15 protein-coding genes are annotated in these 12,465 nt (G+C 47.2%); 14 read left to right on the top strand and 1 reads right to left on the bottom strand.

The annotated features are described in order from the left end of the window. The first annotated feature begins 108 nt into the window (after nt 1-108). The 9 genes from WMO65_RS12400 (at nt 109) to WMO65_RS12360 (ending at nt 8,200) form a co-directional block, all read left to right on the top strand. Entirely contained in the window at nt 109-555 is a 447-nt protein-coding gene (locus WMO65_RS12400) for a Dph6-related ATP pyrophosphatase (RefSeq protein ID WP_148391646.1), read from the top strand. Between the two features lie 100 nt (nt 556-655). Beyond that, nucleotides 656-1,087, top strand: a complete 432-nt coding sequence (locus WMO65_RS12395) for a DUF2383 domain-containing protein (RefSeq protein WP_033140567.1) — start codon at nt 656-658, stop codon at nt 1,085-1,087. A 173-nt stretch (nt 1,088-1,260) separates the two neighbouring features. Beyond that, a complete protein-coding gene (locus tag WMO65_RS12390; protein ID WP_148391644.1) occupies nt 1,261-2,280 on the top strand; it encodes an aromatic acid exporter family protein in 1,020 nt (339 codons plus the stop codon). A gap of 84 nt (nt 2,281-2,364) precedes the next feature. Further along, nucleotides 2,365-2,991 (top strand): flavodoxin, encoded by a 627-nt coding sequence (locus WMO65_RS12385; protein WP_052099306.1) that lies wholly within the window; start codon nt 2,365-2,367, stop codon nt 2,989-2,991. A gap of 15 nt (nt 2,992-3,006) precedes the next feature. After that, nucleotides 3,007-3,954 (top strand): AAA family ATPase, encoded by a 948-nt coding sequence (locus WMO65_RS12380; RefSeq protein WP_148391642.1) that lies wholly within the window; start codon nt 3,007-3,009, stop codon nt 3,952-3,954. A gap of 3 nt (nt 3,955-3,957) precedes the next feature. Further along, a complete protein-coding gene (locus WMO65_RS12375; protein WP_148391640.1) occupies nt 3,958-5,055 on the top strand; it encodes a DUF58 domain-containing protein in 1,098 nt (365 codons plus the stop codon). After that, entirely contained in the window at nt 5,015-7,432 is a 2,418-nt protein-coding gene (locus WMO65_RS12370; RefSeq protein WP_187370528.1) for a transglutaminase-like domain-containing protein, read from the top strand. Before WMO65_RS12375 ends, WMO65_RS12370 begins: the two co-directional genes overlap by 41 nt. A 109-nt stretch (nt 7,433-7,541) precedes the next feature. Beyond that, nucleotides 7,542-7,745, top strand: a complete 204-nt coding sequence (locus tag WMO65_RS12365; protein WP_033140560.1) for a helix-turn-helix transcriptional regulator — start codon at nt 7,542-7,544, stop codon at nt 7,743-7,745. After that, nucleotides 7,742-8,200, top strand: coding sequence for a DUF6773 family protein (locus tag WMO65_RS12360; RefSeq protein ID WP_054353771.1), 459 nt, complete (start codon nt 7,742-7,744; stop codon nt 8,198-8,200). The genes WMO65_RS12365 and WMO65_RS12360 overlap by 4 nt, the downstream gene beginning before the upstream one ends. 61 nt (nt 8,201-8,261) lie before the next feature. On the opposite strand, the gene WMO65_RS12355 is transcribed toward WMO65_RS12360, so the two are convergent. Continuing rightward, nucleotides 8,262-8,474 (bottom strand): cold-shock protein, encoded by a 213-nt coding sequence (locus WMO65_RS12355; RefSeq protein ID WP_018594431.1) that lies wholly within the window; start codon nt 8,472-8,474, stop codon nt 8,262-8,264. A 361-nt stretch (nt 8,475-8,835) separates the two neighbouring features. On the opposite strand from WMO65_RS12355, the gene bcp reads away from it, so the two are divergent. From bcp to WMO65_RS12330, 5 genes are read left to right on the top strand one after another with little or no spacing between them, the layout of a single operon-like run. After that, nucleotides 8,836-9,288, top strand: coding sequence for a thioredoxin-dependent thiol peroxidase (bcp, locus tag WMO65_RS12350; RefSeq protein ID WP_148391637.1), 453 nt, complete (start codon nt 8,836-8,838; stop codon nt 9,286-9,288). Between the two features lie 8 nt (nt 9,289-9,296). Next, complete coding sequence (locus WMO65_RS12345) at nt 9,297-10,364, top strand: hypothetical protein (RefSeq protein ID WP_148391635.1); 1,068 nt, start codon at nt 9,297-9,299, stop codon at nt 10,362-10,364. Then, nucleotides 10,345-10,686 (top strand): hypothetical protein, encoded by a 342-nt coding sequence (locus tag WMO65_RS12340; RefSeq protein WP_033140556.1) that lies wholly within the window; start codon nt 10,345-10,347, stop codon nt 10,684-10,686. The genes WMO65_RS12345 and WMO65_RS12340 overlap by 20 nt, the downstream gene beginning before the upstream one ends. Nucleotides 10,687-10,699: 13 nt before the next feature. Further along, nucleotides 10,700-11,473, top strand: a complete 774-nt coding sequence (locus tag WMO65_RS12335) for a hypothetical protein (RefSeq protein WP_148391634.1) — start codon at nt 10,700-10,702, stop codon at nt 11,471-11,473. Continuing rightward, nucleotides 11,470-12,330, top strand: a complete 861-nt coding sequence (locus tag WMO65_RS12330; RefSeq protein WP_148391633.1) for a hypothetical protein — start codon at nt 11,470-11,472, stop codon at nt 12,328-12,330. Before WMO65_RS12335 ends, WMO65_RS12330 begins: the two co-directional genes overlap by 4 nt. Nucleotides 12,331-12,465 lie beyond the last annotated feature (135 nt).

Raw genomic sequence — 12,465 nt, 5'->3', positions numbered from 1 at the left:
ATGAGGTGAAAGTCTCATGTACGGTGTAGAGTGGGGGAAAATTCGGAGATAATATCAAAGAATTACCTATCACTATTGGCAGCTCCGGAGGAAGAATTTCGATTTGCTATGAACAGGCAGATGGAGCGATTCAAAGATCAAAATATTGCAGCAGCTCTGTTTGGCGACCTGTATTTGGAGGAATTGAGAAAGCGCAGAGAGGATAACTGCAGATTACAAGGTATTCGGGCAGAGTTTCCGCTATGGGGAATGGACACGAGAGAACTGCTTTATGAATTTATAAAGCAGGGATTTAAAAGCATTGTCACATGTGTTGACGGCTCGGTGTTAGATGAAACTTTTGTCGGGAGGATCATTGATGAAAGTTTTATACATGATCTGCCGCCCAATGCAGATATCTGTGGTGAAAACGGGGAGTATCATTCTTTTGTATTTGACGGACCAATATTCAGTAAACCTGTTGACTTTGAAATAGGCCGAAAGTATTACAGGGATTATCCGAAGGATGATGATATCTCTAAACAAAATAGGTACTGGTATCTTGAATTAAAGTGACCGGTCATCCAGTGCCCTGTGGGTATAACCGCCGGCAGACCCGCATAAAAAATCCGCAAATGCCCATACTAAAAGGAAAAAAGAAAGAAGGGCATGAAACGTGGAGACACATACCAAGAAGCTTTTAGAGGAATGTAACTCAGGATGCAAGATGGGAATCAACAGTATGAAGCAGATCAGCGATTATATCAAAGATGAGAAGCTGAAGGATCTGGTAAATGAATATATCCGCAAACATCAGGATTTGGAGAAAGAAACCTCCAGGCTGCTGGAACAATCAGGCGAGGAGGAAAAAGAGCCGGGTCCTGTGGCTACCGCATTTTCCTGGGTTACGACGGAGATGAAGCTTATGATAAAGGATGACAGCGGACAAATAGCAAAGATTTTAACGGATGGCAGCAACATGGGAATCCAGAGCATCAGCAAGGCTGTCAACCAATACAGCCATGCGTCCACAGACAGCGTGGCACTGGCAAAGCGACTTGTCAAATCAGAAGAGAATTTTATGAGAGATTTAAAACCTTTTCTTTAAAGGATTGGGGCTGCCGGACGGAGAAATCCGTGAGGGGCCCTTTTTTGTATCGTATTTCCATGCAGCAGGTATTCGCTTCATCGCAAAGCGATTTTTAACGGGCCAATACCCGTAGGGATTCAGTTGGCTGAAAGCTGTGATATTTATGAAAACAGGAGTTTGGAGGTTTTTGTATGCTGAAAATGAAAGCCGGAAAATATTTGGCAGTGGCTCTGAAAACAGCCATAGGAAGCTGTATTGCCATACTTGCGGCAGAGCAGTTTCACCTGGAATTTGCCAGTTCCGCAGGGATCATTGCCCTGCTGACTTTAATCAATACGAGATGGGACACACTCAGGCTGTCTGGGGTGCGGCTTGTCTCTTTCTTTGCCACCGTGCTTCTGGCCTGGATGATCTTCAGCCATATGAGCCGGGAATGGACCACATATGGTGTGTTTGTATTTTTACTGGTGGGGATCAGTCTTTTTGTGGGGTGGCAGAATACCATGTCTGTCAATGCAGTCATAGGGACACATTTCTGGACCACCCATGATTTCGGGGCAGCTACTATCTGGAATGAATTCTGTCTTGTCTTTATCGGCATTACGGTTGCTGTCCTGCTGAACCTGTTCCAGCGCAACCAGAGCAGAAGAAAGCAGATTATGCTGGATATGCGGTATGTGGAGGCCAGACTGCAGGATATCCTTAAGATGCTGGCAGACTACCTTATGCAGAGAGAAAATGAGGCGGATGTATGGGAGGAGATCGCCCATCTGGAAGATCATCTGTCCCATTCCATGGAACGGGCCTATGAGTACGACAGAAATACGTTTCTTCCGTACACGGAATATTACAACCACTACATTGAAATGCGGACCCGGCAGTGCAGTATGCTGCAGAGTCTTCACTTGGAAATACAGAAGATTCGTACCATGCCAAGCCAGGCGGAGACCATCGCAGAGTATATTACCTACATGAAGAATTATGTGGAGGAGAAAAATATACCGAAAAAGCAGATAGAGCGGCTCCGCCAGGTGGAGGATGCTTTTCACAGGGCACCTCTTCCCGTGACGAGAGAGGAGTTTGAGGGAAGGGCAGTCTTATATCATATTATGATGGATTTAGAGGAATTTCTCCTCTACAAAAAACGATTTATCGAATCCCTCAGTGAAAAGCAGAAGCGGATTTACTGGGAAACGGAAAAAAAGGAATGAATTGGGGTCTTGCGCTGGAGTTAGGTCCACCATTTATGATAGAATAGAGATATGCATAAATATACGCAGAAAGGATGGACAAATATGAAAAAAATCATACCTGTGACCATATGTTTCCTGATTGCTTCCCTGTCCCTGTCCTCCTGCGGTAAGGAAAAAGCAGAAGATACAGCAAGGCAGCAGGCAGAAGGGGATACCGGAAAGGTTCTGGTTGCCTTTTTCTCATACGGCGGAAACACAAGAAAATTGGCAGAAAATGCTGCCCGGTACACGGGTGGTGATCTGTTCCGGATAGAAACGGAAAAATCCTATGCGGAAGACTATGATACATGTCTGGAAGAGACAGCCCGGGAGATGGAACAGAATGCCCGTCCGGCACTCACCACCCATGTGGAAAATATGGAAGAGTACGACGTGGTGCTGCTCGGTTTCCCAATCTGGTGGGGAAGTATGCCTATGGCCGTAAATACATTTCTGGAGGAATATGATTTTGAAGGAAAAATTATTGCGCCCTTCTGTACCCACGGAGGCAGCGGGCTTGGCAGCAGTGTAACGGATATAGAAAAATTATGTCCGGATGCGGAGACCGCAGATGGACTGGCAGTCTATGGCTCAAGAGCTGACCAGGCAGGGGAGCAGGTGGCAGAATGGCTGGAAAAGCTGGGCCTGTACGGGGAGAATCAGGACAGGGAAGAAGAAATACAGGAATAGGGGGGATATCATCTTATGAAATCAAACAGAGAAGCTGCGTGGGAGGTGCTCGCACAGATCAATCAGGTAATATTGGGAAAAGAGACATTGACGGCAGAGGTTCTGGCAGCGATGCTGGCGGGAGGCCACGTCCTTTTGGAGGACCTGCCGGGATCGGGGAAGACGACTTTAGCGCTGGCGCTGTCCAGGCTTCTGGGATTGGACTGGAAACGTGTACAGTTTACGCCGGATGTGCTGCCGTCGGATCTGACGGGGTTTTCCATATACAGAAAGGACCTGCAGAGATTCGTCTATCAGCCGGGCGCTGTGTTCTGTAATCTGCTCCTTGCAGATGAGATCAACCGCACATCGCCGAAGACGCAGTCTGCCCTTTTGGAAGTCATGGAGGAGGAGCAGGTGACCGTGGAGGGAGTGACCAGAAAGGTGCCCGCTCCATTTTTTGTTATAGCCACTCAGAATCCTGCCGGAACTGCCGGCACACAGATGCTGCCGCCGGCGCAGATGGACCGGTTTATGATATGCACCAGCATGGGGTATCCTGATTTTGCCAGTGAGGTGGAGATGGCAAAGGGAACGGGGATTGAGAGAAGGACAGACCATCTGAAATCCATGCTGAATGCCCAGGTGCTCCAGAATATCAGACAGGAAGTGGAGCAGGTATTTGTCCATGATTCTGTCTACCACTATATCGTGAAACTCATTACCGCGACCAGGCGGAATCCTCATTTTGAAGCCGGTGCCAGCCCGAGGGGGACGATTTCTCTTGTTCGCATGGCAAAAGTCACTGCCTGGATCGCCGGAAATGATTTTGTTTCCCCTGCGGATGTGTCCGCCCAGTTTATTCCTGTGACCGGCCACAGAGTCAGGCTGAGCACCAGGGCGCGTATGGATGGTGTGGAAAAAGAAAGCGTGCTGGCTGAGATACTGGAACGTGAGGAGAGGCCGTTTTTTAAGGGGAGATGACAGATGAGGAAATTCCTGATAACATTGGTACTTGTTTTGTTTTTTTATCTGGCAGGTCTTTACCGTTCTTCTTCGGTGATGATTTTTATCTCAGCTTTTCTTGTGTTTCTGACAATTCTGGGGATTTTATCCAAATATTTGGCCCGCAGGCTTGAGATCGGTGTGGAGCCGGAGAGAAATAAGGTGTCTAAGGGCAGCACTCTGACAGTGGCTCTGACTGCAGCTAACCGCTCCCGGGTGCCTGTCATGCGGTTTGAGGTCCGTCTTAAAATATGGAACCGGGGAACATCCAAAGCTGAAGTGAAAAAGATACAGGGATATGTTCCGGGAAGGGGGACTGCAAGGATAGAGGCGGAAATTTCTCCAAAGCACTGTGGAGTATTGGAAATCTGCACAGAAAAAGCGAAAGTATGGGAGCCGCTGTGCCTTTTCTTCGGACAGAGAAAGACACAGGCTTCCTGTAAAGCGGTGGTATTTCCGAAGGGGTATGAGATGCAGTTTTTCATGGATAGCCTGCCTTTCGGCATGGAGGCGGAAGCAGGGAAAAACAGGCCCGGAGTGCAGCCGCCTGAAATCTATCAGATACAGGCTTACCGCCCCGGAGACGGACTTCGGGATATTCACTGGAAGCTGACTGCCAGAAGCGGGGAGCTGCTCAGCAAGCAGTATTGCACAGAGGTTCAGGCGCCGGTCTTTGTATTCTGGGATACCAGGGTGGAGAAGCCCTTAAGTCCCGGGCAGATGGATGCGTTCTGGGAACTCTGCTATGCGGTGAGCGCAGGCCTTTTGAAGGAAAAAATCAGCCATCAGGTGGGATGCTGGGACAGAATGACCGGGCAGATACAGGTGTATCCCACAGCGTGCTGTGAAGATATTATGAACAATGTATGTGAAATGATCCGCAGGGATGCGCTGACTGTGGAGAATGGATATACAGAGGAAGTATATTTAAGGGAAATGTATCGGAGGCAGGAGGAGGGAGAGATTGTTCTTTGTATGGACACATCCCTCAGACTGCATTTGTATCATAAACTGCTGATTCAGTTTTCAGAGGATGATTATGCGGAAGAAATCAAAAAAGAAAGATTTTTACTTAGCTGATAAAGGAAAAGCAGCGGGAAGAACCGGCGGACCGGTCAGCGGCCTGCTTTTTTTCGTCTGCTATTTTTGCGGTGTTTGCGGATATCTAAGGCTGTGTTCATTGATCTTCAGGCTGAATTACAGTTGGGAGCCGGTGGCTCTTGTCCTGGCTGCAGCCTGTGTGGGATGCTGGTTTCTGCAGGATATCGTGAAATGGAAGCCTGTCTTTGTAATGGGGGTGGGCATCGCAGCGGCCGGAGGCATGTTTCTGGCAAAGCAGGGCATGTATCTTACGAATATGAAAATGTTGTATGCGGCCGGAATGTGGAATATGAAGGCGATTCCTGTCATCAAAGTGACCGGACTTCTGTGTATCTGTATGATTCTGGGGACACTTTTTGTTTACCTGACAGCGAATCTGGCCAGGCAGGGATGGATTTTTTATTTTATTACCTTCCCACTTGTGTTTGCCGCAATGATGGAGCAGGCGGATTTAGATATATGGACACTCTGCCTTCTGGCTGTTTTTCATCTGGGAAACCGGATGGCAGCCGTTGCGGGGAAAACGGGCCGGAAGTCAGGGCAGCCCAGACGAAGCATCTATAAAAATACGGGAAGGGCAGTTCCGGTACTCGTTGTCCTTCTTCTTCTGGCTATGGGCATTGCAGGCAAAGGGCTGTCAAAACATATGGAAAACCTGTACCAGGTCCCCCTGAAGGCAGGTGACAGAGCCTGGCGGATGGCAGCAGGCCTGTGGCTCCCGAAATCCGTCAAAGGCCAGGTGAACAGGGGCGGTCTCTATCCAAGCGGCAGGGAACAGATGGAAGTGATCCTCCGGGAAAAACCGGAAGAGGATCTGTATCTTAAAAGCTTTGTGGGGGATATTTATGAAAACGGTGCCTGGAAGGCAGCGGACCAGAACGCGTTTTATGAGGGGCTGGACGGGCAGTACGCGGCCAGGGAGGGAGCAGATGCCAGAACATATTTTGAAAACAGGCAGTTTTATATGATCCGCTACATTCTTTCCGGTCTTGGAGGGACAGACGGTGATATGAATGTGCCCGGAGAAAAGAACGTGGAGCTGCGGTCTCTGGCGCCGGAGAACAGGACAGTATCGGTACCTTATATTTACGGAGAAGAGTATGGAGACGATAAGGTACACAGGGGAACCATGTATACAGAACAGGATTTTAAAACCGTGCTTGCCATGGCAGACGCAGACACCAGACTTCGGTTTGAGGAGGAGGAGCGCGCCTACAAAACTTTCGTGGAACAATCCTGTCTCGTGGTTCCCTGGGAGGAGGTACCGCAGTTTGTGAATATCTGCAGGTCCAATGATAAATCCGGGACAGAGGAGGTCACCGGATTTATCCGGGCCTGGCTGCAGTCAAAGGCAGCGTATTCTCTGAATCCGGGTGTGGCACCTATCGGAAGAGACCCGGCGGAATATTTTATATGTGAACAGGGAAAAGGATACTGTCAGCATTTTGCAACCGCGGCGGCGCTTATGTACAGAATTTATGGGATTCCATCCCGTTATGCCGTTGGATTCCGGGTGACACCGGATTTGTTTGAGGAGCAGGAGGACGGCAGATATAAGGCGGTTCTCACAGATGAGCAGGCGCATGCCTGGGCGGAGATCTATTTTGACGGTGAAGGGTGGCTTCCTGTGGAGACAACTCCTGCAGCCGGGACACAGTCTGCTGGGATGGATGGGGAAAACGGAGACTATATGCCGGATACAGAGGCAGCAGCCGGAGCTTCCGGGGCGGAAAATGGGACTGGCAGGGAGGACGAGTCAAATCAGGGAAACCAGGATGTTCCGGATCAGGCAGAATATGGGGAGGAACCGGGGAAGGAAGAATCTGCCGACGAGACAGAAAACCGTAAGAAAGATGGGGATGACGGACAGAAGGAGCAGCCGGGAGGCAGTACAAATGAGAACCGTAAACATAATGTGCCGGAGCGTATTCGCATCTTTTTTATCAGGATGGCACCTGTATTTGCCGTTGCGGCAGGGATTATTTTTGTATGGCTTATGATTTCTCTGCGGCGGTATATCATTCTGCGCAGACAGGAAAAATACGGAGCCGGTCAGATCATGGTAAGAATGCTGGAGGTTCTTGGAATGACAGGAGAGATAAAGGACTGTGATCCCATTGATCCCATGGGAGCGGATTTTCCGGAAAGACTGTCTGGTATGGTTCCCGCCATTACAAAAATGGAAGCCGGGCAGATACAGCGGGCTGCCCTGCAGGAAAGCTTTGGAAATGAGGCGCTTTCCGGAATGCAGGGAAGAGAGGCACGCCGTGTTTATAAGAAAGCGTGTTCCTACGTCTATGGAGGACTGCCGTGGTATAAAAAAATTTATTTCCGGTATGGAAAGGTTTATAGATAAAGGAATCCGCAGAACAAATTGACGATGTCGTGTAAATGCGTCATATGTTAAATATAGTTGACGTATCTTTGGGAAAGGAATATAATGAAAGTATCAAAGGAGGTGTGCCGTGAAGAACATGAAGTTAAAAATTGCCAGAATGGAAAAGAATCTCTCACAGATTCAGCTGGCAAAGATGACGGGCGTTACCAGGCAGACCATTGGTATGATCGAGGCCGGCGATTTCAATCCGTCGTTGAAACTGTGTATTGCTATATGCAGAGCACTGGACAAGACATTGGATCAGTTGTTCTGGGAGGAGGATGACCTATGAACAAAAAATTTTATGATGAAAGACAACAGCAGGATGCAGACCGGAATGGAAGGAAAGCGTTTGAAGGTACCTTTTTTGTGCTTGCTGCGGTAATCATTGCGCAGATGATCCTGGCGCAGGGCGATGTGCGGCAGGTACTGGGAGAGACCATAGCGATTCTGGCCGGCGGAGGCATCTATTTGGGGCTGACAGTAAAAGACGGGAATCTGAACAGGCATACGCCGAGAGTGATGGAAAATCTTATCATCAGTCTTAGCTGCGGTGTGTTTTTTGCACTGTTGTTTATAGTGACAATGTATCTGAAGACAGCGGGCAGAACGTCTTTGCAGGTGCTTGGTATATGGGGTGCAGGCTGTATGGTTCTGTTCTTTGTTCTGGGGATGGCAGTGCTGACAATTCTGGCAAAGAGTGCCGAAAGACGGCAGAAGAAAATGGAAGAGAAGTATGACGAATAGTAAAAAGGATAAAAAAGAGGCTGCGCATGGGAATGCGCGGCCTCTTTTATGCAATCAGGAATTATGCTGCACAAACATTAACTGCTTTCAGTTTTCTGCTGTCTTTCGGATCCTGCTCTGTATCGAATGTTACTCTCTGTCCTTCGTCAAGGCTTTTGAAACCATTGGAAACAATAGCGGAAAAATGTACGAATACATCCTCTCCTGTATTGGAATCAGTAATAAATCCGTATCCCTTCTGAGCGTTAAACCATTTCACTGTACCGTTATTCATAATCAGTACCTCCATATATAATATTTGGTCGTAATAAAATAGAAAAAAGCCAACACAACAATGAATTAAATGGAATCATTGTCTGGTCGGCTCTAAATTCAAATTAATCACTTTCTATATCATATCATGGAGAATGGGGAATGTCAAGAAAAACTTTTGAGATGTGAAAAATAAGAAAAACACCGGATGCAGTATGCAACAGAAGAGACTTAAACGGACACATATTTAAAAGGATATGCAGGAAGGCGCAGTGTGTTGCGTTAGACAGGGAATGAAGTTATAATGATAGCAGATGGATTTTTCGGGTAAACGGCGGAAAAATAAGAAATGAAAATATAAAATGAGAAACGGAGGAAGAAATATGCTGGAAATCGGCAGTAAGGCACCGGAATTTTGTTTGTTAAATCAGGATGGGGAAGAAACAGCTCTGAGTGATTTCAGGGGAAAGAAAGTGGTGCTGTATTTTTACAGTAAGGATAATACGGCCGGGTGTACGAAGCAGGCCTGTAACTTTGGAGAGCTATATCCGCAGTTTATGGAAAAAGGTGCAGTGGTGCTGGGAGTTAGTAAGGATACGGTGGCTTCCCACAAGAAATTTGCGGAGAAATATCACCTGCCTTTTACTTTGCTCTCGGATACGGAGCTGAATGTGATCCGGGCATATGATGTCTGGAAAGAAAAAAATATGTATGGGAAAAAGGTCATGGGGATGGTGCGGACCACGTACCTGATCGATGAAAACGGAGTGATAGAAAAGGCATTCGGTAAGGTTAAGGCAGCGGATAACCCGGCGCAGATGCTGGGAGAAATCTGAGAGGGATCATGAGAAAGGAAAGGGCTGTTTTAGGGGTGTTTTCGTGTATGCATTTTCTCGTGGACGCAGCCTGCGCCTTTGCCATGTACGGGGTGTTTCGGGGGAGGGATGCCTGGTACTGGCATATATTTTTGTATGATTTCTGTGCGTTTGCGCTGCAGATGCCGCTGGGGGTTGTGCTGGACGGGATATGCAGAGGGAAGAGTGCGGTTGAAAAGTACAGATGCTCTGCGGGGATTGCAGTTTTGGGAGCTGTGCTTACGCTGGCCGGTGGATTTACCCATGTGATAGTTCTGGGAATCGGAAATGCGCTGTTCCACGTGGGAGGCGGCGCAGGCACGATCTGGTCCAGTGAAGAGGAGCGCAGTGTGTGTACACGACTGGGTGTTTTTGTGGCACCCGGAGCACTGGGGTTATTTTTAGGAAATGTGTGGAGTCAGTCTGCTGTCAGGGGATGGATCGCTTTAGCGGGAGCGTTGGCACTGCTGTGTTTTGGGGGGATGCTCCTGTGGCTGGGACGAGGAGAAGGTTTTGGAAGCTGTTTTGGCAGATTTGGAGAGAACAGGTCTGCATCAAAAGGCGGAATGGTGGTTGTCTGTTGTTTCCTGGTGGTGGTACTGAGGTCCTATGTGGGGATGGCAGTTGTTTTTCCGTGGAAGAATACGGTTTTCCTAGGCGTTGTGTGTACCGCGGCTGTGGCGGGAGGAAAAGCGGCGGGAGGATTTCTGTCTGACCGGATTGGAATATACAGGGCAGTGACGGTTTCTCTTGTTTTTGCAGCTTTGATGTATGGATTGGGAAGTTTTTGGGGAGCCGGTATACTGGCGCTTTTATTTTTTAATATGACCATGCCGCTGACGTTATTTCTTATGTGGAAGGAGATGCGGGAACAGCCGGGACTGGCATTTGGTGTGCTGACGTTTGCTTTGTTTTTGGGTTTTTTGCCTGTCTATTTCCAGAATGTACTGCCCATGGATTACCGGCTGACCGGGAGCTTGGGAAGTTTACTTTCCCTTGTGATGCTTATGGGGGTGATAAGGCGGAAAGGAGCGGCGGATGGTTCTGTATCTGATTAAAATGTTTGGTGTTTCGCTGGGACTTACCCTTATGATAGAGGAAGCTGCTGCGTGGATTTATGGGATAAGGCGTGGAAAAGATTTTCTGCTGGTCTGCCTGGTGAACATACTGACCAATCCGGCGGCTGTGTTTCTTGCCTGGGTTTGGAGAATGTATATGCCGGATGGGGGGAAGTTTCTGTTTTATCTTGTGGCAGAGACAGCAGTAGTCGTAACGGAAGGAAAGATTTATAAGGCATATCTGCTGGAGGGGAGACATCCTGTATGGTTTTCACTGGCGGCTAACGGATGTTCCTTTCTTCTGGGGCTTATGATCGGTTAACGGAGGGGTGTGTATGAAAAAGGGAATGGGGCTGTTTTTGCTGTTGATCTGTTTTTATATTCAGGTTATGGAGGTTTCTGCAGATGTTATATTTGAACCGCAGGATATTTTTTACAAGCATCATGCAAATGAATGTGAATACGTGAACCATTTTTTTATAGTCAATGGCTATGAAGGAAAAACAGAACTTTATAAAAGTCCTCTGTCTGGTAAAGTGAAAGCAGTTATGAAAAATAACGAAGAACACTATATTTCATACGTTTATACAGACATTAAGGGGAACGAGTGGGGATTGGTTGAGGATGTAGAGGACACAGAGGGATGGGTTCCCATGGTTTATATGTTTTCTCATTATGGAAGAGATTCTTTTCTGGAGGAATATAAATCACAGATCAAAAAAGAGGAAGGCATTGTTGCGGTTGACAGCAATGAGAAGATGTATTATTGGACGTATCCCGGTTCAGGTGATCCTTATAATGTGAAAACAGAAGGACATCCTCTTAATTACGACCGCGTTTTTATAGATGAGGAGGGGCTTAAATGGGCGTATGTAAATTACTATTATATGGGATGGCATTCATTTTGGATTTGCGTGGATGACCCGTCTAATCTGAATCTTCCTGTCCGGGAGGTTGACGATGAGATGCCGGAACCACCGGAATCCATTGACCGTGTCTATGGAGATGTTACGGTTTTTGTCTGGTTTGCGGCCGGACTTGCTGCAGTGCTTGTGATTGTGACCGGGTGTCTTATTTGGGGAATATATGGGAAAAGAGGAAAGGTATGAAAAAAAGATTACATATATTTTTGTTGGTATTACTGTGCATTGTTTTTCAGACTGCAGCAGTACATGCAGATCTGATTTTTGAGCCCGAAGACAGTTTTTATGAAAAACACGCAGATGCATGTGAATATGTGAACCGTTCATACATTGTCAACGGTTATGATGGGGAAACGGATGTCTATGAAAGTCCGGAATCCGCAGAAAAAGTGATGACTGTTAAAAACAGGGAGAAATACTATATTTCGTTTGTCTATACAGACAGGAATCATGTGAAATGGGGATTTATAGAAGATGGTCAGGAGAACAGCGGCTGGGTGCCCATGGACTATATGTATCCTGTGTATAACAGCCAGTCATTTTATGAAGAGTATAAGGATAAGATCACACCGGATGAAGGCATTATACCAAATGTGACAAAAGGAGATGTCATATATGGATGGACATATCCCGGGTCTGAGACAAAATATAAGATAGAAGTTATGGAGGATACGTTTGATTACGGCTCTACATTTACGGATGAGGAAGGGCATCAGTGGGGAAATGTAGGGTATTATATGGGAAACAGGGATTTCTGGGTGTGCGTTGATGAGCCCCAAAATCCCAATCTGCCGGTCAGGGAAATTGATGAGGAGGTGAAGGAAGCGCCTGAGAAAATTGACGGTGTTCCGGGGACTTCCGCAGAGGCAGATAACGGTACGGATAAGAATATAAGAAATGAAAAGGCAGATAAACAAACTGCAGAAAATGAAAATGCGGCCGGGACCGGTACAGAAAATATATGGACAGCGGCTTTGCTGGTTGTCCTGACAGCGGCGGTTACAGGGATTATCATCAAGAAGTTTTTCGGGAAAAAGAAGTGACGGCGGATTATGAAAAATCAAGGTCGAAGGAATCATTCGATATAATTGTCACTGTTAGTTACAATGTGATAAATGTATTATTTTGTAAATACAAGGACATTTCCAGCGAAATAATCATAGATACTTTGCGAGGAG

The sequence above is a fragment of the Blautia caccae genome (genome assembly GCF_040095955.1).
Taxonomy (GTDB): Bacteria; Bacillota; Clostridia; order Lachnospirales; family Lachnospiraceae; genus Blautia; species Blautia celeris.
This window is presented reverse-complemented; position numbering and strand designations above follow the sequence as displayed.